This is a genomic window from Polyangiaceae bacterium (assembly GCA_015075635.1).
In the GTDB taxonomy this organism is placed as follows: domain Bacteria; phylum Myxococcota_A; class Polyangia; order Polyangiales; family Polyangiaceae; genus JADJKB01.
In genome coordinates this window covers 426,167-448,878 of the sequence record JABTUA010000001.1, presented here as the reverse complement: position 1 = coordinate 448,878, position 22,712 = coordinate 426,167, and the positions used below count along the sequence as shown (strand labels likewise).

12 protein-coding genes and 1 pseudogene are annotated in these 22,712 nt (G+C 71.1%); 4 read left to right on the top strand and 9 right to left on the bottom strand.

The features are described from left to right. Positions 1-8 precede the first annotated feature (8 nt). From HS104_02070 to HS104_02040, 7 genes and pseudogenes are all read right to left on the bottom strand, one after another. Positions 9-965: a hypothetical protein gene (locus HS104_02070; protein ID MBE7478763.1), complete on the bottom strand. Its 957-nt coding sequence runs from the start codon at positions 963-965 to the stop codon at positions 9-11. Further along, positions 962-3,442, bottom strand: coding sequence for a hypothetical protein (locus tag HS104_02065; GenBank protein MBE7478762.1), 2,481 nt, complete (start codon positions 3,440-3,442; stop codon positions 962-964). Before HS104_02065 ends, HS104_02070 begins: the two co-directional genes overlap by 4 nt. A gap of 25 nt (positions 3,443-3,467) precedes the next feature. Then, a complete protein-coding gene (locus HS104_02060; protein MBE7478761.1) occupies positions 3,468-4,856 on the bottom strand; it encodes a M20/M25/M40 family metallo-hydrolase in 1,389 nt (462 codons plus the stop codon). 444 nt (positions 4,857-5,300) lie between these two features. After that, positions 5,301-5,630 (bottom strand): annotated as a pseudogene (locus tag HS104_02055) (hypothetical protein). Between the two features lie 391 nt (positions 5,631-6,021). After that, positions 6,022-7,911: a cobalamin B12-binding domain-containing protein gene (locus HS104_02050; GenBank protein MBE7478760.1), complete on the bottom strand. Its 1,890-nt coding sequence runs from the start codon at positions 7,909-7,911 to the stop codon at positions 6,022-6,024. A 38-nt stretch (positions 7,912-7,949) separates the two neighbouring features. Beyond that, on the bottom strand, positions 7,950-8,369 hold the full coding sequence (locus tag HS104_02045; protein ID MBE7478759.1) for a CBS domain-containing protein: 420 nt from the start codon (positions 8,367-8,369) through the stop codon (positions 7,950-7,952). Positions 8,370-8,483: 114 nt separating this feature from the next. Next, positions 8,484-10,406: a hypothetical protein gene (locus HS104_02040; protein ID MBE7478758.1), complete on the bottom strand. Its 1,923-nt coding sequence runs from the start codon at positions 10,404-10,406 to the stop codon at positions 8,484-8,486. 193 nt (positions 10,407-10,599) lie between these two features. On the opposite strand from HS104_02040, the gene HS104_02035 reads away from it, so the two are divergent. From HS104_02035 to HS104_02025, 3 genes are read left to right on the top strand one after another with little or no spacing between them, the layout of a single operon-like run. Next, the gene (locus tag HS104_02035) at positions 10,600-11,829 is read left to right on the top strand and encodes a TolC family protein (GenBank protein MBE7478757.1); all 1,230 of its coding nucleotides are present in this window, start codon (positions 10,600-10,602) and stop codon (positions 11,827-11,829) included. Further along, a complete protein-coding gene (locus HS104_02030) occupies positions 11,826-12,935 on the top strand; it encodes an efflux RND transporter periplasmic adaptor subunit (GenBank protein ID MBE7478756.1) in 1,110 nt (369 codons plus the stop codon). The genes HS104_02035 and HS104_02030 overlap by 4 nt, the downstream gene beginning before the upstream one ends. Positions 12,936-12,939: 4 nt before the next feature. After that, a complete protein-coding gene (locus HS104_02025) occupies positions 12,940-16,026 on the top strand; it encodes an efflux RND transporter permease subunit (GenBank protein ID MBE7478755.1) in 3,087 nt (1,028 codons plus the stop codon). Between the two features lie 9 nt (positions 16,027-16,035). On the opposite strand, the gene HS104_02020 is transcribed toward HS104_02025, so the two are convergent. Beyond that, positions 16,036-17,736 (bottom strand): hypothetical protein, encoded by a 1,701-nt coding sequence (locus HS104_02020; protein MBE7478754.1) that lies wholly within the window; start codon positions 17,734-17,736, stop codon positions 16,036-16,038. Between the two features lie 79 nt (positions 17,737-17,815). On the opposite strand from HS104_02020, the gene HS104_02015 reads away from it, so the two are divergent. Beyond that, positions 17,816-20,284 carry a hypothetical protein gene (locus tag HS104_02015; protein MBE7478753.1) on the top strand — a complete coding sequence of 823 codons (2,469 nt, stop codon included), beginning with the start codon at positions 17,816-17,818 and terminating at the stop codon, positions 20,282-20,284. An 8-nt stretch (positions 20,285-20,292) separates the two neighbouring features. Here HS104_02015 and HS104_02010 read toward each other — a convergent pair whose 3' ends face one another. Then, the gene (locus tag HS104_02010) at positions 20,293-22,677 is read right to left on the bottom strand and encodes a prolyl oligopeptidase family serine peptidase (GenBank protein ID MBE7478752.1); all 2,385 of its coding nucleotides are present in this window, start codon (positions 22,675-22,677) and stop codon (positions 20,293-20,295) included. Positions 22,678-22,712: the final 35 nt, after the last annotated feature.

Genomic DNA, 22,712 nt, shown 5'->3' with positions numbered 1-22,712 from the left:
GGCTCGGATTATTTCGCGGCCGGGCTCCGCGCGGCGACCAGCGGGAAGGCCGGGTTGAAATGGGCCCTTTTTGGCGTGATCACCCGGACGATCTCGCGTTCATCGAGCTCCGACGGGCGACCGGGGATGGCTCCCCGGGCATCGACTAGGCCAAAGAGCACGGGCCGGCCGGGCTCCGCGGCCGGCTGAGGGCCCGCCACGCCCCAGGCACCGCTCGCGAGCTCGACCACCGTCCCGACCGGAACGTAGCCGATCGCGTCCGCCAGGAGCCGCACGGCGACGGTGTCCGCGCCGGGCTTCGACGCGAGCTCGCGGAGGGCGTCGAACGGTGACAGCTCCGCGTCGTAGGTCCTGGGCGCCGTGCGCATGAGGAGAGCGCGACACGCGAGCAGCACGCGCGACGAGAGCCGCGGCTCGTGCTCCCCTTGGTACAGCGCGCCGAGCCGTGGTCGCTCGAGCCAGGCGACCTCGAAGGCGGTGAGCGCGGCCGCTTCCCTGAGCGGCGAGCGCTCGCCGCCCACGGCCAGGGCAGCGGTGGCCGCGGGGGCCAGGTGGTTCAGCGAGTCGGGCAGCTCGCTGAACACGTCCAGATCGATCGCCGAGGCGGTCGCCAGTCGAACGCGTCCCGAGTCCACGAGGAGCGCAGCCAGCGCCATCCCGGTCAGGTCCTGCTCGCGCGTGGACGCCCGACGCGCGACGCGCACGGCCAGGCACGCGGACTGGACCGCCAGCGCCGCGTCGTCGCGCGCCGCTGCCGCCAGCGCCACGGTGATCGCGAGCGCCGGGTTCGACGCGGAGCGTGCGACGCACGCGGCGACGTGCTCGAGCTCCGCCATGGGAGGGTTGGCCTGCGCGAGCGCGGCGTAGCAGCGCCGGGTCGCGACGACTGCGGCGGCGTAGAGCTCCAGGGCCAACGCGCCGTCGGCGACGCCATCGGGAACCACGCTGTCGCCCTCCTCGCTCACCTGCGCCTCCGCTCCGGCGCGTGGGTTTCGCGTGCGGACGAGGCCAGACGCGCGCGCACCGCCTCGGCGGCAGCGAGCGCGGCGTGACGCACGCGATCGCTGGTGCCGAAGTGCCGCTCCGCGTGGTGGGCGAGCGCGTCGAGCGCCTCCTGGCTGCTGGCGATCTCACCCAGAGTGCTCGCGGCCAGCGCTCGCGTCTCCTCGTGCGCGCCCGTGCTGAGCAGCTTCTTGTGTCCCAGGAGCTCGATGGCGACGCTCTCCGCGCGGGCCGGCGCCAGCACGGAGAGCGCGTGGAAGAGCGAGCGGCGCTCTTCGAACGGAAGCGAGTCCAAGCTCGAGGCTCTCAGTCGCAGCGCGAGGAACGGCGCCGCGACGCGCACCTCGTGGTCCGCCAGCGCGCGCAGCGTCTGGATGCGCGCCGTCCCCGAAGCCTCTTCCAGTCGGGCCTTGAGCTCTCGCCGGAGCCGCTCGCTCGAGGCGCCTTCGCCGAGGCCCAGCGCTTCGATGCGCACCACGGCGTGGTGGCTCTCGGCCGCCATCGCCAGGGCGTCTCGCGCCGCCAGCGTGTCGATGCGCGACAGGATGCGCGCGATCTCGATGCCGAGCCGCGCGTCCGAGGTCTTGGCCAGCTCGCCGAGCGAGGCTTCGTGGCCGGAGAGCTCCGCCTCCAGGTGATGGAGCACCTGCGCCTGGAGCGACATGTCCGAGATCTGCGGCAACGCCACGGCGAGCTCGGCAGCAAAGGTAGGCCCGAGCGCGGGCAAGAGCGACGTCAGCGACTCCAGCGCGTGGGCATCGGAGACGTGGGCACCGAGCCGTGCGTACAGGGCGCGCACCACCCCCGGGACGGCGACGGCCTCGAGCACTCGGCCGCGCTCGGCGGCCAGCATGCTCTTCGGCGCGCGGACGCGGTCGTGCAGCAAACGGAGCAAACGCAGCGTCGTGTGCGGCTCGTGCTCCAGCGTGCTCTGGACGTGCTCGCGCAGCGCCGGACCGAAGGCTTCCAGCGTCGGACCGAGGGCGGGGCCTTCGAGCGAGCTGGCGGTCACGTGGACCAGTCGCTCCGGATCCGGCGCGCGGAGCGCGGCGAGCTCCAGAGCCAGGTCGCTGACGCCGTCGTCCCCAGCGAGCGCTCGCGTGACGCCGGCGACCAAGTCTTGGAATCGCTCCGTCGACGCAGGCGAGCTCCGGGCCGCCTTCCAGGCCTCTTCCAGCGACAGCGCCGAGTCGAAGGCGGACAGCGCTACCAGCCGGTCTCTCTCGGCGGAGAGCGCGTCGCGGTCGGCGCCGTCGTAGGAGGCCAAAGGATCTTGCTCTGCCAGGAGCACGGGGCGGCGGCGCTCGGGACCCGCCTGCGCCGGCGCCACACCGCTGGGTGGCGTGGTGCCGCGGGGTGCCGAGCCAACGACGTCCACTTGCAGCGCGGGAGGCTTCTCGGAGATGGCCGGCGCGTCCTCGACCGGAGGCAGCGTCGGGACCAAACGCGAGCGCGGAGTCTCCGGTGGCAGCGATGCCGGACGCGAAGGCGGCGTCAGGTGGGGGCTCGCCGGGGGTGTCGAGCTCCACCCCGGATCCATTGGCGGGGGCTGCGTGACGCGGGCCGGATCGAACCAAGCGTGGCTGCCAGACTCCGCCGCGAGCGCGCTGCCCAGCGGGTGCGCGTACTGGACCTCGCGCGTGTGCGCGACCTGGCGAAACGCCGCCAGCATGGTCCCGGCGTCGCGAAACCTCCGCTCGGGCTGCGTCGACATCGCGCGCTCGGTCAGCTGGATCAGAGCGTCCGGCGCGTGTTTGGTGACGCTGGCGAGCGAACGCTGCTTGCCCGCGTTGTCGCGCGGAAAGACGCCGCTGGACAGCACGAACAAAAGCGCCGCGATCGCCCAGAGGTCCGCGCCTTCATTCGGCGTCCGCGGATCGTGCCACGGAGCGGTGAAGCTCCGCTCCGGGACCAGGCCGAGCTCGGCCCTGAGACGTGCCTCCCCGAATCCGAGCAGATGCGTCGAGCCAGCGTCGTCGAGCAGCAGATGAGAGAGCGAGAGCGCGCCGTGACGGACCCCGTGAGCGTGCGCCGTTCCGATCAGCTCCAGCGCGTCGCAGCTGATGCGCAGCGCCTCGGACGGCGGGATGCGACCGCGCCGGCGTGCATGGAGCGCCGCCGCGCTCTCGCCGCCGATCAGGCGCGTGGCGATCGCGTACCCGTCCGCGAGCTCCAGGACTTCTAGGGGAGCGACGGCGCGTGGGTGGCCGACCTGGGCGGCCTGCTCCAGCGAGCGCAAGAGCTCTCTCTTGATGTGGGTCGAGAGATCGGGATGGAAGACTTTGACGGCGATCTTCCCGCGGGGATGGCCGTCGGCGGCGTAGACCGCGCCCAGGTCGCCCACGCCGAGCAGCCGGTCGAGGCGCAGGCCGGGAGCAATCTCGCTTCCGACGCGCCCCCGAGCACGCGCGTCCGGCTCTCCGTGCTCTGGTCGTCCCAACCTCGCCCCTCTCGCGAGAGCTCCGTCAGCGCGCTCCGAGAGCTGCCGGCACGAGCTCGAAATACTTGGCGAACGTCTTCATTCCGCCCGAGGCCTGTCCCCAGTCGAAATACTCGTTCGGGGCGTGGTAGCCATGATCGGGCAGCGAGAGCCCGACGAACTGGATGGGGCAGGAGAGGTGCCGCTGCATGGTCACGACGGCGCCGATGCTGCCGCCTTCGCGGACGAACACCGGCTTCTTTCGGAAGCCGAAGCGCAGCGCCTGGGCGGCGGCGGCCGCGAGCGGTCCTGTCGTCTCGCCCCGGAATGGAGCGAGCGCGCTCTGCCCGGTGACCACGACGTCCGGGTTCAGGCGTTTGACCTCTCGGGTGAGCAGCGCGAGGGCCTTCGCTGGAGTCTGGTTCGGCACCAACCGCAAGCTGACCTTGGCCTCGGCGAAGGGGGGCACCACGGTCTTGATACCGGGGCCTTGGTAGCCGCCGGCGATGCCGTGCAGCTCGAGGGTCGGGCGCGACCAGATGGCCTGCATCACCTCGAGCGGATCCGAAGCGCGCAGCGACTTCAGCCCGTAGACCTTCTTGAAGCGGGACACCGAGAAGCCGGAGGCGGCGAACGAAGCGAGCTCCGCCTTCGAAGGCTTCACCACGTCGTCGTAGAACCCTTTGATCTGGACCTTGCCGGTGCCGCCGTCCTGGAGCGCGGCGATCACGTTCGCCAGCTCGACCATGGGATTCCGTGCGGCGCCGCCCGTGAGTCCGGAGTGGACGTCTTGGGTCCCGGTCTCGAGGCGCAGCGTCGCGCCTTGAAGCCCGCGCAGCCCGCTCGAGATCGCCGGCTTTCCGGGCGCGAGCCACACGGTGTCGGACACGACGACGACGTCGCTCCGCAGGCTCTTGGCGTGCTTCTTCAGGAAGCCGTCGAAGTTGGGGCTGCCGATCTCTTCCTCGAGCTCCCAGAGGAACTGGATGTTGACGGGCAGCCCGGAGTCTCGCGCGTGAGCCGCAGCGAACAACACCGAGAGCGCCGGACCCTTGTCGTCGGTGGCGCCTCGCGCGTAGTAGCGGTCGCCCTCGATCGACATGCGGAAAGGCTCTCGCTTCCACTCCTCGCGTTCGGCGGGTTGCACGTCCAGGTGGTTGTAGATGGTCACCGTGGGGTGCTTGGGATCGCTGGTGAAGCGCCCAATCACCACCGGGTTGCCGCGAGTCTCGAGCACCTCCGCCGTGCCGCCCCGCTGCACTACCGCCTTCGCAGCTGCCTCGGCGCCGCGCAGGATGTCCGCCTTGTGCTCCGGCGCCATGCTGATCGTGGGGATCTCGACGAGGCGCCTGAGCTCGGACTCGAACTCCGGGCGCGCGCGGCTCACGAAACGGTCCAGTGCCTTTGGATCCAAGCCGGCTAGCATGGGGCGCATACTAGCCCCGTGCTGCGCACTTTGGCGCAGCGAAAGACGCGGCCGCTCGCGTCAGGCAAAATTTGCGATCATGATCTACGGGCAGTCCCACTTCAGCCCGTTGTCCCAGCGACAGCGGCAGAACGAGCCCTGGTAGGCACAGATCGCGCTCTGATCGTTGCACGCGCTCTCGTCCGTGGGCTTCGTCGTCGGGCAGGTGAGGCACGCCCAGTCGGTGGATCCGAACGAGCAACCACAGGCGTTGTTGCCGTAGTTGCAGGCATAGCCGAAGGTGCCGCAGTTCGAGCCCTCGCTCGGCTGGCTCGTCGGGCACGGGTTGCAGTGCCAGGTTCCGCCCCAGCACGTGCACTGGTTGTTGCCGTAGTCGCACATCGCGCCCGGGGCCGAGCAGTTCGAGTTGTTGGCGGGCTGACCCGAGGGACAGACGCTGGTGCCTCCGCCGGTCCCGCCGGTAGCGCCGCCGGTTCCACCGGTAGCGCCGCCGGTTCCACCGGTAGCGCCGCCGGTTCCGCCCGTTGCGCCGCCGGTTCCACCGGTAGCGCCGCCGGTTCCGCCCGTTGCGCCACCCGTTCCGCCGGTCGCGCCGCCGGTTCCGCCGGTCGCGCCACCCGTTCCGCCGGTCGCGCCGCCGGTTCCGCCGCTCGCGCCGCCGGTTCCGCCGCTCGCGCCACCGGCTCCGCCAGTGGTGCCGCCCGCACCACCCGTTCCGCCGGTCGCGCCGCCGGTTCCGCCCGTGGTGCCGCCTGCGCCGCCGCTGGTAGTTCCGCCGCCGCTGGTAGTTCCGCCGCCGCTGGTGGTTCCGCCGCCGCTGGTGGTTCCGCCGCCGCTGGTGGTTCCGCCGCCGCTGGTGGTTCCGCCGCTCGCGCCGCCCGCGCCGCCGGTGTTGCCCGTGCCACCCGTGTTGCCCGCGCCGCCCGCGCCGCCTGCGCTCGTGCCGCCCCCACCGGTGTTGCTACCGCCGGTGTTGCCTTGCCCGCCGCCGCCGCCGGTCCCGAACTCGAATTCCTCGTAGTCGTTCGTACACGCTGCAGCGAGCGCGAGCGCCGCTGCGCAAACCAAGAGCTTGCGCTTGTAAGTCATGGTCAACCCGTAACCAGAGTCGCACGCGTCCAGGCAAAGAACCAGCAGAGTCCCAACATCCCACTCCGACACACACGCCCGCCGACTACTTCTTCATGGTCGGGGGCGGCAGCGGATCGGGGGGCGGCGGCGGCGGTGGCTTCGGCTTGGTCGTGGGGGGTGGCGGCGGGTCGGGAGGCGGCAAGTAGACGGGACCGGCATCGGGGCGCAGGTCCGGCGGCGGCTCCGCGAACTCGGAGGCGTCGGGCTGTCCGCCGGTCTGCTCGTAGGGAGGGCCCTCGTGCTGCTCGCGCATGTGCGGCGGCGGCAGCGGGTCCGGCGGTGGCGGCGCCAGCGGGTCGCAGGCGAGCGGCGAGAGCGCGATGGCCGCGGCGGCCGCGGCGCTCCAACGAGCCAGCGGTCGAGGTCGCACGACGCCCCGCGCGGCGTTCAGGATGTCCTGGCTCGCCTCGGCGACGCGAGCTTCCAGCTTGGCGTTCGCGCGCTCGATCTCCTCCGCCACGATGCCGGCGAAGTCGTCGAACGCGGCCGGGGCCAGGGAGCGCGGCGATTCGGCGAAGTCCACCAGCTCGCTCAAGCGCGCCACCGAGTCCAAGTTCACCTGCCGGATGGTCTCGAGCGTGCTGGCATGCAGCGCCGGTGTGAGCGCCTTCGGGTAGAATTGGCGCAAGAGGTGCCAGTAGTAGCCGAGCGACAGGTTCGAGTTCATCAGCCCGTCGCAGCGGAAGTTGCGGTCGAGGAAGGCCCGCGCGAACAGACGGAAGGCCCGCTCCGCCGCCGGCTCTCGGATCTCGTAGTCCCAGCCGAACACGTCGCCGATCAGCCGGCCCTCGCGCGCGAGCTTCCGGTGGAGTGGCGTGCCCGGGTAGATCTCGGTGCGGCAGAAGTTCATCGGCACGTCGGCGTTGCGCTTCAGGAACGCCAGACTCTCACGCAGCGACGCGACGCGGGTCTCCGGATCGAAGATCAGCATGTTGAAGCAGGCGTAGACGTCGATGCGGCGCAGGAAGTCGAGCGCCCGCTGGTTCGCGCGGATGTCCACGCCACGGCCCAGGGTCTTGAGCCCTTGGCTCGAGCCGGCCTCGATGCCGATGTAGACGCGGAGCAGGCCGATCTCCCGGAGCACGCGGAAGACCTCGTGGTCGAGGTCGTCCGGGCGCGCCTTGAGCACCAAAGCGACGTCGTCCACGCCGCGGCGGCGGAAGGCGTCGCGGAGGCTCGTGACCCGGCGGAGGTCGCGGCCGGCGTCGCGGGTGAAGAAGTCGTCGTCGTGGAACACCAGCATGCGAGCGCCGCGTTCGCGCCTGAGCCAGGCGACCTCGTCGGCGACGTTGTCCGCGCTACGGGAGCGGTAGCGCTCCCCACCCGCGTCGTCGATGTAGGCGTTGATGCAGCAGAAGGTACAGTGGCCGTAGCAGCCGCGGGTGCCGATCAAGAACGCCGCGGGAACGCCCATGTGGAGCTGTGGCTCGCCCACGCGCTTCGGGAAGCGGATGGCATCCAGGTCCGACGCGAGCGGACGCGGCGGCGCTACCTGGAGCGAGCCGTCCTGCCGGCGGGACACCAGCCCGAGCACGTCGCCGAGCGGCGCCGAAGTGGCCAAGCGCTGGCACAGCTCGACCAAAGTGACCTCGCCCTCGTGGCGCACGACGCTGTCCAGCGCGGGATAGCGTTCGAGCACCTCCCGCTGAGCGAAGGTCGGGAAGTGCCCGCCGGCGGTGATGTGCCCGCTGAAGCCAGCCTGACGCAGCGCCGTGGCGAGCTCGCCGAACTCTTCCGCGCGGCGCTGGAAGGTCATCGACAGCCCGACCACGTCCGGGCGAGAGCGTCGCGCTGCTTCGACCACCTGCGCTCCATCGCCGACGCTCGAGAACGGACGCAGCTCCGCCTCGTGACCGGCCGCTTCCAGCGCGGACGCGAGGTAACGAATCGCCAAGTTCTCCTCGAGCTCCGACCCCACCAACAGCACCCGCATGACCGACCTCCGGCGCGGGCGAGCAGCAAGAGGCATGCCTACTCGAGCAGTGCGATGGTCAGACCCACGAAATCGTAGTCGGTCACGACCCCCACCAAGCTCCCGTCTGCCTCCGTCACCGGCAGGCAGCCGAACCTGTGCTCGCGCAGCAGCTTGGCGGCTTCGAGCAGGGGCGTGTCGGGACGGACGCTGACCACGTCGCGCGTCATGATCTCGGCTACGAAGATGTTGCGCTTCAGGTTGTCGTTCTTGAGCGCGAAATCGGGGTCGAGGTCGCTGACCGAAGCGCGCAGGTAGTCCCGCTGCGAGACGATCCCGACTAGCTTGCCTGCGTCGACCACCGGCAGGTGACGGAACTTGAAGCGCTCCATCCCCTTGCCGATGCGCTCGAGGTTCTCCTCCTCGAGCATGTAGACGACCTTGGCTGTCATGATGTCTCGGACCACCCGCGGTGCCATGCCCGGGTCAGGCGGCAAGCGCCGTGCCGGGCGGTTTGCGGCGCGCGAGCGCCGAGCCGTGCCTCGCAGGGGGTGCGTCAGCAGCCAGTCCGGCCGCAGCGAATGCGCGGAGCCTCAGCCGTCGGCCCCGTCGCAGTCCTGGTCCACGCCGTCGCCGACGCTGTCGGCCGCTCCGGGGTGCACGGACGCAGCCGAGTCGTCGCAGTCGCCGCCTCCGGTGGCCTTCGAGGCGTGACCATCCCCGTCGCCGTCCACCCCATCCACGCCGTCGCAGTTGTCGTCCTTGCCGTTCGCGGGCGCGCCGGAGGAGGCGAGCCTCAGCGTCGTCTGACCGACGATGTAGAAGATGTGAACGCGCCCGTCCGAAGCTCGGAGCATGCTCGCCGAGCTCGCGAACGTCCCCTTGTCCACCGTCACCGTCTTCCAGCTCGAGCCCGCCTGGCGCGCGTGACGGAGGACCGCGGTCGTGCTCGGGGTGCGCACCGCCGCCACATGCGTGGTCGCCCCGTCAATCAGGATGGAGGGCCAGTAGTTGGCGCCGGTCAGCTCGTCGAGCTTCTGGTTCTGCCAGCTGCCGCTCGCGTTGGTCAGGTAGAGCAGCGTGAAGCTGGCTCCTTGAACGGCCAGGTGGCGGTTGCCCGCGGCGTCGAGGGCGAACGCGGGAGAGATGCCGGTGAGCGGCTTCTCGATGGCCCACGTGGAACCTCCGGTGCGGCGGGCGATGGTCAGCGGGTCGCCGGCCACGACGTGCGGCACCCCGGCGGAATCGAGCTCCATGCGGACCGGGTCGTTCCCCACGTCGCTGTTCGAGTTTGGGCTCTCGACCACCCAGCTGCTCCCCGGCTTGGTGGCGTAGCGCAGCGCCGAGACCGACGAGGTCACGCGCTCGGCCCACGCGACGTGCGGCACGCCGTTCGAGTCCAACCGAAGCGCCGACGCATAGTCGGTGTTGGTGTCGCCCGGCTCGATCTCCTCGGTGCTCCAGCTGCCCGCGGACTTCTTGGCGTAGGTCAGCTTGGCGCTCGCGCCGGGGTAGACCAAGTGCGGGCTTCCGCCGGTGTCCACGGCCAAGCCGACGTGCACGATGGAAGCGGTTGCGGTGATTTGCTCGCTGACCCAGCTGCCGCTCGCGTTGGTCGCGTACACCACGTGGGTACCGGAGGAGACGGCGGCGTGCAGCGCGCCACCCGCTCCGGTGACCGCCACCACGCGGTGGCTCGTCGGCATCGCCGTGACGACCGACTGGAGCTGCCACTCGTTGTCTTGTGCCTCGGGGTTCACGGCGGCGTCGCCGTCGTCGCAATCGGAACCCCCCGACGTCTTGGAGGCGAAGCCGTCCTTGTCGGCGTCCACGCCGTCCGCGCCGCTACAGTCCTGGTCCTTGCCGTCGCCGAACGCGTCCGCCGCGCCCGGGTACGTGTCCGCGAGGCTGTCGTTGCAATCGTCGCCTCCGCTGGCCGTGGAGGCGTGCTTGTCCCCGTCCTTGTCGGTGCCGTCCACGCCGTCGCAGCTCTGGTCCTTGCCGTCGCCGACGCTGTCCGGCTTGCCCGGCGCGATGGCGGCGTCGTCGTCGTCGCAGTCGTCGCCACCCGAGGCCGTGGAGGCATGCCCGTCCTCGTCGGCGTCCACGCCGTCCACGCCGTCGCAGTCTTGGTCTTTCCCGTCCCCTGCGGTGTCCGGCGCCCCGGCGTAGACGTTGGGGTCGGCGTCGTTGCAGTCGTCGCCCCCGCTCGGGACCGTGGCGTGCCCGTCTTGGTCGAAGTCCACGCCGTCGATGCCGTCGCAGTTCTGATCGACGCCGTCCCCGACGACCTCCGAGGCATCGGGGTTGCGCTTCGGATCGCCGTCGTCGCAGTCGTCGCCGGCAGAGAAGCCATCGCAGTCGGCGTCGTTCGCGACGCAGGTCCCTGCGTCACCGCCGGTCCCGCCGGTCCCGCCGCTTCCGCCGGAGCCGCCGCTTCCGCCGCCGCCCCCGCAGGCCCAGATCAGCGCGCACGGGAGGACGACCCATGAGCTGCGAACGAAGTTTCTGCGCATGGGTACCGCTCCAAACCGTAACACGAGCACGTCTCGGGCTTCGCCATCTGCCCGAGGCTCCCCCGGGACTTGGCGGGAATCACGGCGTTCCGTGCCGCATGCGTCATTCGACGGATTGAGCGAGTGGCTCGAACCGGACACGAGTGACGCACCGCGCACGGCGCTTGCTCTTCTCCCCGTCCGGCACCCGAAGATGCGACTCCTCCTGGCTCTCGCGCTCACGACCATGACCGGCGCCGCGTCGGCGTCCCCTGTACGCATGGACCTGGCGGAGGCGATGCGCCGCGCCGAGCAGGCGGCTCCGGCCCTGGGTCCGAAGCGGGCGGCGGTGCAGGCCAGCCGGGAGCTCGGACGGGCGGCGGACCAGAAGCTGTCCGTGCCCCCGCGGGTCGAGATCGAGGTCGGCCCGCGCTTCCGCTCCGACCCGAGCCGGGTCGGTGTGGATGCGACCCTCGGGCTCTGGCAGGACCTTCCGCTCGGCGGCCTCGGGGCGTCTCGGCGGCGCTGGGCGTCGGCGGCCGGAAGCGAGGCCGCCGCGCGCCTCGGCGTCACGCAACACGACGTGCGTGCGGAGGCCGCGCTGGCCTGGATCGACGTCCGTCTGGCCCAGGAGCTCGGGAGGATTCGCCGAGAGTCCCTCGAGCACGCGTTGTCCATCGCGAAGCTGGCCGGCGCGCGCGTGCGAGCCGGCAGCGTGCCGCCCTCCGAAGAGGCCACCGCCAAGGCGCTGGTGGGGCGCGCTCGCACCGACGTGCTCGACGCCGAGGGGCGGCGCTTCGTGGCCGAGACCGCGCTCGGTCATCTCACCGGGACCCGCGGCTCGAGTATCGAGGTCGTCGGTCCGCTGGATCTTCCCGACCAGAGGCTGACGCTTCCGCCGCTGCTCGCGCGAACGCGAGGCGGACAACCCGACGTCCTGGCGGCCGACGCGGCGGCCGCGCGCGGCGAGCGCGCCGTGGAGATGACGCGCGCTCACGGCAAGCCGTCGCTCTCGATCGGGCCCAGCGTGACGCGCGAGGCGACGGGCGACTGGCTGGTGCTGGCGCGCGCCTCGTTCCCGCTGCCCTTGGTGAGCCCGGCGCAGGTGGACACCGCGCGCGCCCGCGCCGAAGCCGCGGTGCAGCGAGCCGAGGCCCTCCAGGTGCGGAAGGCCGTGGAGCGCGAGCTCGATCTGGCGCTGCACGAGCGCCAGCACGCGCGCGAGGTCCGAGATGCCCTGCGCGAGGGGGTGATCGGCCCGGCACGAGAAGCGCTCCGGCAATCGCTCGCGCAGTACGAGGCCGGCAGCGTGGACACCGCCTCCGTCTTGGCCGCACGCCGCGAGCTCCTGGCGGCGGAGGAACGCTGGGCCGAGGCCGCCGCCGACGTGCGGCGCGCCGACATTCGTTTGATGCGCCTCCTGGGCGCGAAGGGACCCCGATGACGAAGCTCCTCCTCCTGCTGTCGCTGCTCGTTCTGCTCTCGTGCTCCAAACACGAACCAGAAGCGGTGGGCGTAGCGAGCGAGCCGAAGAAGCGCAGCATCGGGATCGATCAGGCGCTGCTCGACACGGGGCGCATCAGCGTCATCCGTGCGGAGCGCCGCGCCGTGAGCGGGTTCGTCATCGCCACCGGACAGGTCGAGCCCCCACCCGACGGCGCCGCCGCCGTCACCTCTCCCATCGCCGCCCGCGTGAAGGAGATCGCGGTGCGGCGCGGCGACGCGGTCAAGAAGGGCGACAAGCTGGCGGTGCTCGACGCCGGGGAGGTGGCGCGCGTGCGCGCCGAGCTCGCGCGCGCCAAGTCGCGGCGCGTCCACGCCGAGCGGGTGCTCGCGCAGGAAGAGAAGCTCTCGGCCGAGAAGGCCACCAGCGAGCGCGCGTTGTCCGACGCCCGGAGCACGCTCGAGACGGCGCGCGCCGACGAGCGCGGGGCCGCCTCGCTGCTCTCGAGCTTCGGCGCCGCGGGTGGCGCTCAGTTGGTCCTGAAGGCGCCCATCGACGGCACGGTCGTGGCGGTGGACGGCGTGGTGGGCGCGCCGGTGGAGGCGACCGCGCCGCTGTTTCGCCTGGTGGACACCAAGCGGTTGTTGGTGCGGGCGGACGTGCCGGAGAACGACGCGGACCTGGTGCCGGAGGGCGCCAGAGCGACCCTCTCCATCGGCGGCAAGGAGCTCGCGTGCGAGGCCAAGGTCGAGTCCCCCTCGCCCCACGTGGACGCTGCCACGCGCACCGTCCCGTTCCGCATCAGCCTCGGCGAGAAGTGCGGGGACTTCCGCTCCGGCGCGTTCGTGGACGTGGCCATCGAGCGGGCGTCGCAGGACGGCAAGCGACTGGTGAGCTTGCCGCGGGACGCGGTGGTCAGCGTGGACGACGTGCCGATGGTGTTCGTCGCCGTCGAGCGCGGCGAGTTCGAGCCACGCAGCGTGCGCGTCGCGGAGTGGGCCGGTCCTCGGGTCTTCCTGGAGGACGGCGTGAACGAGGGCGAGAGTGTGGTGGAGCGCGGGGCGCTGCTCTTGAAGGGCGAGCTGATGCGCTCGCGGCTGGAGTGAGCCCATGATCGGTCGTCTCGCTCGCTTGGTCGTCGAGTTCCCGCTGCTCACCATCCTGGGTGTGGTCGCGCTGATCGTGGTCGGCGTGAGGAGCTACCAGACCCTGCCCATCGACGCGGTGCCCGATCTGACCAACGTACAAGTGCAGGTCCTCACCAGCGCGCCGGGGCTCTCGCCGACCGAGGTCGAGCGGCTGGTCACCCAGCCCGTCGAGCTGGCGATGACCGGGGTGCCCCACGTCACCCGCATCCGCTCGGTGTCGCGCTCAGGCGTGAGCGCGGTGACGCTGGTGTTCGACGACGACACCGCGCTCGCCACTGCCCGCGAGCTCACGGCGCAGCGCTTGCCGGCGGCCCGCGAGGTCATCCCGCCGAGCGCCGGGCGGCCGGAGCTGGGGCCGCTCACCACCAGCCTCGGCGAGGTCTACCACTTCACGGTGCGCTGGCCCGGCCACTCGCTGCGCGAGATCCGCACGCTGCTCGACTGGGACATCGCCTACCGGCTGCGCTCGGTGCCCGGCGTGGTCGAGGTGAACTCGTGGGGCGGCGACACGCGGCAGATCGAGGTGCGCCTGCTCGAACGCTCGATGCTGGCGAACGGCGTCACCGCGCAGATGGTCGAGGAGGCCGTGCTCGGGGCGGGGCAGAACGTCAGCGCCGGCTTCGTGGAGCGCACCGAAGAAGGCACCTTCGTCCGCGCCGAGGCCTCGTACCGCACCCGCGAGGACGTGGCGCGGCAGGTCGTGGCGACGCGGGCCCACAACGGCACCACGAGGCCGGTGCTGGTGCAAGACGTGGCCGAGGTCGTGGACGGCAGCGCGCCACGCTTCGCCGCCGCGACCGCCGACGGCAAGGGCGAGACCGTCTACACCATGGTGCAGATGATCGCCGGCGGGAACGCGCACCAGGTGGTCGCACGCGTGAAGGACAGGCTGGCGGAGGTCGAGAAGAGCCTGCCCGAGGGCGTGGTGATCGAGCCCTTCTACGACCGATCGGCCTTCGTGGACGAGGTCCTCGGCACGGTGAAAAAGAACCTGCTCGAGGGCGGCGCGATCGTGGCGCTGGTGCTCCTGGTGATGCTCGGCAACCTGCGCGCGGGCCTGGTGGTCGCCTCCGTCATCCCGCTGTCCATGCTGGGAGCCTTCATCCTGATGCGCTACTTCGGCGTGAGCGGGAACCTGCTCAGCCTGGGCGCCATCGACTTCGGGTTGGTGGTGGACGGCTCGGTGGTGGTGATCGAGGGCGCGCTGGCGGCCATGGCCACCCACCACCTCTCGGGCAAACAAGCCATGGGGCGCATCGCCGGCGAGATGGGGCGCGCGGTGACGATGGCGGTGCTCATCATCGCCATCGTCTACGCGCCGGTGCTGCTGCTCCAGGGCGTGGAAGGCAAGATGTTCCGGCCCATGGCGCTGACGGTGCTGTTCGCGCTGGGCGTGGCGCTGATCCTGACCTTCACCTGGGTGCCCGCCATCGGCGGCTTGCTCCTGACGGGCGCGCACCACGACGAACCGCGCATCGTCAAATGGCTGAAGCGCGGCTACCGGCCCGTGGTCACGGCGCTGGTGGACCGCTGGCGGCTCGCGGGCGTGGGCGTGGCCGTGCTGATCCTGGCCGGCGCGCTCGTGGCCAGCACGCGCGGCGCGGAGTTCATCCCCCGGCTCGAGGAAGGGGATCTCGCCATCCAGGTCACCCGGCCGCCCAGCGTGACCCTGGGCGAGGCGTCCCGGGGCACCACCGCCGTCGAGCAGGTGCTGATGCGCTACCCGGAGGTGGAGCGCGTGGTGAGCCGCACCGGCAGCCCGGATGTCGCCACCGACGTGATGGGCCCGGAGCAGAGCGACGTGCTGGTGATCCTGAAGCCGCGCAAGGAGTGGAAGACCGCTGAGGACGCCGCGGGCTTCGCCGAGGTGCTCGGTCCCGAGCTGCACAAGGCGCTGCCGGGGGCCGCCTTCGGCTTCACGCAGCCCATCGAGATGCGCGTGGACGAGCTGATCGGCGGCGTGAAGGCCGACGTGGGCGTGAAGATCTTCGGTGACGATCTGGGCAAGCTGCGCAAGGTGGCCGAGGAGCTGACCCAGGTCATCGGCGCGACCCGCGGCGCCGCCGACGTGCGCGTCGAGCCGATGAGCGGGCTCAGCATGCTGACCCTGACGCCGGACACGCGCGAGATGGGCCGGCGCGGCGTGCGCTCGGCGGAGCTCACCGCCTTCGTCGAGACGCTGAAGAGCGGCCGGCACGCCGGCCACCTGATCGAAGGCGAGCGGCGCTTCGACGTGATGCTCCGCGCGGCCAGCGTGCCCGCCGCGGACGACGGCCCGATCCAGCGCGTGCGCGTGCCGCTCGGCGAAGGCAGGTCGGTGCTGCTCGGCGACGTCACCCGCGTGAGCATGTCCGACGGCCCGGCGCAGGTCAGCCGCGAGCAGGGCCGGCGCCGCGTGCTCATCGAGGTCAACGTGCGCGGTCGCGATCTGGCGAGCTTCGTCCAAGAGCTCCGCACGCGCATCGACGCCGTGAAGCTGCCGCCCGGCTACTACGTGGAGTACGGCGGTGAATACGAGAACCTGGCGAGCGCCAGCGCGCGCCTGGCCGTGGTGGTGCCGCTCACCCTGGCCGTGGTGCTGGTGCTGCTCTACCTGGCGTTCGGCTCGATCCGCCCCGCGCTGCTCATCTTCGTCAACGTGCCGGCGGCGGCAACCGGGGGCTTCGTGGCCCTGGCGCTCCGCGGCCTCGACCTCAGCGTGAGCGCCGCGGTCGGCTTCCTGGCGCTGTTCGGCGTCGCCACCCTGAACGGCGTGGTGCTGCTCGCCTCTGTCCGCAATCGGCAGCTGCACGGCGAGGAGACCCGCGCCGCGGTGCTGGGCGCCGCGGACGAGCGCGTGCGCCCCGTCCTGGTCACGGCGCTGGTCGCCGCGCTGGGCTTCGTCCCCATGGCCATCGCCACCGGCACCGGCGCCGAGGTGCAGCGCCCGCTCGCCACGGTCGTGATCGGCGGCCTGGTGACCGCCTCGCTGGTCACGCTCTTGGCGCTGCCGGCCTTGTACGTGCGTTTCGGCGGCAAGCCGGAGCACGCGGACGGGTCGGAGGGCTGACCGGGTCGGTCAGTCGCAGAGGTTCGGCCCGACGAAGCGCCCGTAGATGCTCTGGGCCGCGGCCCAGACGACCGCGTACCCGCCGGCGCCCCCGGCGATGCTCCCGGTGCGCACGCCGATCCCCGTCCCGAAGGTCTGGGAACCGATCGTGAGCTCGTCGAGCTTCGTGCAGTTCTTCGCGCGCACGAGCTTGATGTCGAAGATGTTGGACGCGCCGGTCAGGGCGGCGACCAGAGCGCCGTCCTTGTGGCTGGCGACGCCCATCACGTACATCTCCGGGTAGCTCGCCAGTGAAGCGGCGGTGCAGACCGTGCTCCCGCCGCCGGTGCGCTCCACGTATTCGATCTTGGCGCTGGAAGCAGTGCTGGTCCTCCAAGCGATGGCGAGGTTGCCCAGGTGCGTCGCGATGGCCGCGTCCTTCGAGACCTGGCCCGTCGGCGCAGGCTTGGGGCTGAGCGCCTGGGTCGAGGACAGGGTCAGCGCGGAGTCGATGCGTGCCCACTCCACCACGTTGTTCGTCAGCTCCCAGGCGAACCCCACGTGGGTGGTCGTGGCTGCCGACACGATCTGGTAACGGAGCCCGGTCGACTCGCTGACGAACTGGGTGCTCGTCTTCAGCGTTCCATCGGCGCCGACGACTCGATAGGCCGCAGGCTGCCCCATGGCGTCTTTCTCGAGGAAGCTCACGATCCAGTCGTTGCCGAACCGCACGACCGACGGACTCAGGTTCAGACCACCAGGCGTTTCGCTCACGTTCACCTTGGCGCCTACCATCGCCGCGTCGCAGTCGAGGCGCTGGAAGAACACGTCGATGGGCAACTCGGTTTGGCGCCAGACCACCGCGCACTCGCTCCCGTGGCAGGCGATGCGCGGCTCGACCGCCTCGCCGGCGACCGTCCCCGACACGTTCTTCTGGAGGCCAACGACCCCGCTGGGCGTCACCGACGCGGCGTAGATCCGCGGGCTGCCCTCGCGGGTGTCGGTCCAGACCATGACGAACTTGGAGCCCCCGGGGCACCACGCGATCTCCGGCGAGTAGTGGTCCTTTCCGGCCTCACCGACGAGTTTCTTCGTGACGCCGCTCAGCGTCAGCCCGTCCTGGAGGTCGTCCTTCCCGTTGCAATTGTTGTCCTTGCCGTCGCACAGCTCCGTGGCGCCCGCGTAGGTGGAGGGGTTCGTGTCGTCGCAGTCGTCGCCGGGATCCGCGGCGCAGTTCGCCTTGTGCTGGTCTCCGTCCGCGTCGTTCCCGGTGACGGCGCAGGTCCCGCCGGGTTCCTTGCAGCCGGCCGTGCAGTTGGCCGGATCGGGGTTGTTGCAGGTCACCGGGGTGCCCGCCTGGCACTTGCCCCCGCTGCACGTCTCCTTGCCGGTGCACGCCTTGCCGTCGTCGCACTCGCTGTCCGTGGTGCACTCCGGCGCGCCACCGGAGCCACCCGACCCGCTGGCGCCGCCTGCCGGCGAACCCCCCGTCCCGCCGGCGCTGCTGCCACCGGTGCCGCCGCCGCCGACTCCTCCGGTGCTGCTGCCACCGGTGCCGCCGCCGCCGACACCCCCGGCGCTGCTGCCAACAGTGCCGGCGCCACCGTCGGTACCCCCGGTGCCACCGCCCGACGACGGCTCGAACTCTTCCCCGCACGCTACTGCGCCCGCTGCCGCCCCCAGCATCAAGCAGACAGCGAACGGAAGGCCCCTCGTGTCACGTCGCACCATGGGCGGCAGCGTACCATCCGCAGCCGGAGAGCGACCAGATCGACTCGACGCCGCCCGGCGATCGCGCCAGGCTCCGCGCATGAAGCGTTGCTTGGTGCTCGCGATCGGCTTGGTTTCGCTCGGCTGCGACGACGAGCGCCTGGACCGGGGCCCGCTTCTCGTCTCCGAGGGCGCCAGCGTGCAGGTCCGGCTCTCGCCGTTTTCGCTGGAGCTCCGGGACGCGGACGGCAAGACGGTGCTGGAGACGACGCGAGGCGAAGGCCGCGACGGCTATGGTGGCCCCGCGGCGACGCTCGACACCCCGGACTTCATCGCCCAGAGCCTGCCCGGCTGGGACGGGTATCGCGCCAACGAGGAGCCCTGGCGGAGCGTGTCCCGCGCGACGCTGCGCGAGTCGGGTGAGAGCTGGGCGTTCCTGGACCTCGAGGGCGACGGCGCGCGTTTGACGCTGCGCGTGAGCGTCGAGGGCGCGCGCGTGCGGCTGTCGCTCGCGATGGATGACCCCGGAGAGCTGAACAAGACCACGCTCGGCTTCCGCTCCGGCCCGGACGAGAGCTTCTTCGGCATGGGCGAGCGCTTCGGCAGCGTCGATCACCGCGGCTGGCCGATCTACAGCTGGGCCGAGGAGGGCGCGCTCGGCAAGGGCGAGAAGACGCCGATCGGGCCGGAGAACCCCTGGCCCAACGGGCCGAGCATGACCTACTTTCCGGTCGCGTTCTTCCTGTCGAGCCGCGGCTACGCGCTCCACGCGGACACGACCTACCGGACCGAGCTCCACTTCGCGTCCGATCGCGAGGACGCCTGGCGGCTGGCGGCGAACACCACGCAGTTCGACGCGACCATCTACGTCAACGCCGATCCGCTGAAGAGCCTCGATCAGTACACCGAGGACACGGGCCGGCCGCCGGTGCCCGCGCAGTGGGTGTTCGGACCGCGCCGCCGCGTCGGCTCGGGCTCGCTGGTGGACGGCGTGCTGGAGTGGCAGCTGATGCGCGACAAGGACGTGGCGTGCACCGCCGTGGACGACGCCGTCCACTTCCTGCCGGCGCTGTCGCACAAGGGCAAAGAGCAGGCCCTCGCGGACTGGACGAAGGCCGCGCACGCCGCGGGTTACAAGGTGATGGCGTACAACAACCCGTACGTCGCCGAGAACCACCCGAACGCCGCCGCGGACTACGCCTACGGCAAGAGCCAAGGTTACTTCGTCAAGGGTCCGGATGGCGAGCCCACGCTCACCGAGTTCATCTCAGGGCAACTGCTCTCGATCGCGGCGATCGATCTGACCAACCCTGCCGCCGTCAGCTGGTACCAGGGACTGCTGAAGCGCACGCTCGACCTCGGGTACGACGGTTGGATGCACGACTTCGGCGAATACACGCCGCGCGACGCCGTGTTCCACGACGGGCGCCGCGGCGACGAGGTCCACAACGAGTACCCGGTCCTGTCCGCGAAGGCGGCCCACGATCTGATGGAGAAGGAGCGCCCGGGCGACTACCTGTTCTTCGTGCGCTCCGGCTACAGCGGCACGCAGAAGTACGTGCCCGCAGTGTGGGGAGGCGACGCCGAGGCGACCTTCGACGAGAGCCAGGGCCTGCCGTCGTCGTTGCGCGGCGGCGTGAACCTGTCGATGAGCGGCGTGCCCTACTGGGGCAGCGACGTGACCGGCTTCAAGTGCATCACCGACGTGCCGCGGGACAAGGAGGTGTTCCTGCGCTGGGTGGAGCTGGGCGCCGTCTCGCCCATCATGATGGAACAGAACGCCTGCGCGAACCCGCTGGGCAAGCAGACCAAGTGGACGCTGTGGAGCGACGCGGAGACCACGGAGGTGTACGCGCGCTACTCGCGCCTGCACACCCGGCTTCAGCCGTACTTCCTGACGCTGGCGCGCGAGGCGAGTGCGAGCGGGCGCCCGCTCACCCTGCACCCGTTCTTGCTGCACCCGGAGGCAGCGGCCGCCCGCGCCGTAGACGACGCCTTCTACCTGGGGCCGGCCCTGTACACTTCGCCGGTGGTGCGTCGCGGCGTGGTGGAGAAGAAGACCTGGCTCCCACCGGGTCGCTTCGTGCACTTCGAGAGCTACCGGCTCTTCACCGGCGATCAGGTCGTGAGCATCCCCGCGCCGCTCGGACAGCTGCCACTTCTCTTGGTCGAGAACCAGATCCTGCCGCTGCTCGATCCCAGCATCGACACCCTGGCGCCCGCCACGGATCCGGACGTGGTCAGTCTCGACGACGTCGCCGATCGCCTGGACGTGAAGGTGGTGCTCGGCCCGCTCGGGCAGGCGCGCCTCGAGCTGGCGGACGGCACGCTGCTCGAGGCGTTCCGCCTGGGCAGCGACTCCGGCAATCCCGCCAAGCTCGTCGAGGTCGCAGAGGCCGATCTGGCGAGCTGTTCCGGCTGCTTCGCGGCGGACGAGAAGGGCGACGTGAAGCGCCTGCGGGTGAGCACCAGTCTCGCTACCGGGTCGGAGCTCAGCTTCGGTGACGTGCGCCTGGTGGTCAGCGGCGGCCCCGAGCGCCGGGTGCGCTGGGAGGTGCTCAGGCTCTGAGCGCCAGACTACAGCCCGGTCGCGTACTTGGCGTCGAGCTTCCACTCCGCGTCGAAGAAGCCGGCCACGGTCGCGCCACCTGCGTCGAAGACCAGGTAGTCGGGCATGCCTGCCCGCGACGAGAACGGCACGTAACGGTGGAGCAAGAGCTCGCTGCCGGCGGTGGCGAAGAGGTAGGCGCGTAGGCGTTCGCCCTTCGGGTACACGAAGGCCAGGGCCGAGTCGCCGAGCTTCTTCTGCCCGACGCTGATCTCGTTCGCGGTCCAGCTGATGGGCAGGCCCGCCGGAGCTGCCACGCCGACGAACACCAGGTTCCGCTCGGCCTCGAGGGCGGGCGTGAGCTTCGAGAGCGGGAGCCCGCAGGCGTGCCCGTTGCCGATGGTGGACCACCAGGAGGTCAAGAGCGCGACGTAGTCGCGGTACACGATCGAACCGGCGTCGTCCCACACGAAGCAGAACGGCCGCTGAAACACCTGGTTCAGCGGGCCGGACAGGTCCGGGCGTTTGCCCGTGGTCGGACCCACGCTGATGGGGCTGGCGCCCACGGCGTGAGCGGTGCCGTCCACGCTGACGCTGGTGATGCCCTTCGTCGCGAGCGCCGCCGCATCGAGAGTGAGCGAGCGCACGTTCTTGGTGACCAGGTCCACCGCGGTGCCGTTGACGCTGGAGGTGACCTCGAAGTTCTGCATCGGGCTCGTCACCGAGAGCACCTTCACGAAGCTGCGCGTCGAGCTGACCCAGGGACCCGGGCTCACGAAGCGGAAGTCGAGCCAGGTCGGATCACGCTGTTTCTGCTCCATCAGCGAGATCATCGGCGCCCAGTCCACGCAGTCCGCGCCTTCTTCATTGGGATCGAGATCCCACCAGTGATCTTGCCCGGGCTCCTCGTGATACGTGAGCTCCTTCACGATCGGGCCGAGCTCCGCGAACATGGTCTGCGCTTGCGAGACGGGCACGTTGGTGTCGGCGCTGCCGTGCAGGATGTAGACGGCGTCGTTGGCGAGGTTCTCCTTGAAGTCGAGGGTCTTGCTGGCGGCGCGCGCCTGGCCGATGGGCCCGCTCGGGAGCGGTTGCCCGCCGTAGGTGTCGAAGGAGATCCAGCCCGCGCTCGGGCCGATCACCGCGAAGCGATCGCTGAAGTGCACGCCCACGTGCCAGCTGCCGTGCCCGCCCATGGAGTGCCCGGTCAGGTGCGTTCGCAGCGGATCGACCGGCAGCGTGGCGAGCGCGTGCTCGAAGGCCTCGAGCGCGTCGAGGCGTCCCCACTCCTCCCAGTCGAAGCCGAAGCGCCGGCGGTTGGTCGCGGCGATCAGGTAGGCCCACGAGGTCGGGCCGTAGGCCTCGGCCTGGCCCTTCGCCTCCACGCCGGCGCCGTGCAGGCTGAGGATCAGACCAGGCTTGGCGCCGGGCGTGCCCTTCGGCTGGAGCACCGCGTAGTACTGGGTCGAGCCGTCCACGTCGGAGCGGCGCGTGCGGCGGTAGCGGTCGCCGTCGGGCACCACCGGGATCTTCAGCTCCGCGTCGTAGCCGTGGGCCAGCGAGGGCGACTCGACCCGGAGCTTGGCGGTGAGCTCCGTCTTGGTCGTCGGCTTCGGCACCAGATCGAACGAGAGCTGGGTGACCGCGGCGCCGGCGAGGTAGGGATGGAGCACGCTCGTGGCCTGGAAGTCCTCGCTCTCCAGCACCTTGGCCGACACGTCGGCCAGCGCGTGATCGGTGAGGTTCAACACCGCGACGCCGGCGGGGCGGTCCTCGGTAGAGCCCGCGACGAAGTCGGGGATGGTGGCGTCCTCCGTGTTGAGGTGGAGCTCGCTGGAGGTGGACCAGAGCTCCACCTGCGGCGCGCCGCGGCGACCGAGCGTGCGGACCACCACGAGCCCCTGGCTGCCCCGCGTGAGCACCGGCACTCGGAGCTGGTGCGAGGCGTAGAAGTCCCCGGGCTGCCGGTAGCTCTTGCCGACCAGGAAGCTCGCCACCGTGTCGCCGCGCGCGAACACGTGATGGCCCTCCGGGACCTGGACCTGTGCGACCGCGTAGGCGAGGTCGCCGTTGACGTCGACGAGCTCGCCGTTCTCCCCGGGCACCACGTCGCTCCAGTCCAGGCCCAGGTACTCGCCGACGGGCGGCATGCTGAAGGAGCCGTCCGAGACCGCGCCGATCACCGTGTCGTCGGCCGAGCTCTGCACGATGGCCATGCGCCACGCCGGGATCGCGACCTTCACCGGCGGGCTCGGCGGCAGCGTGCTCGCGTCGCCTGCGCTTCCGGCGGCGCCGCCGAGCCCTGCTTCGGTGCCGCCGCTGCCGGCCGCACCGCCGGAGGCCGCGCCTCGCTCTTCGTCGTCGCTGCAAGCGCCCGTCGCGACGATGCCCAACACCAGCAAAGCAGAAAGCACCACGCCGCGCATACCCGAGAGGATAACCTGACCGG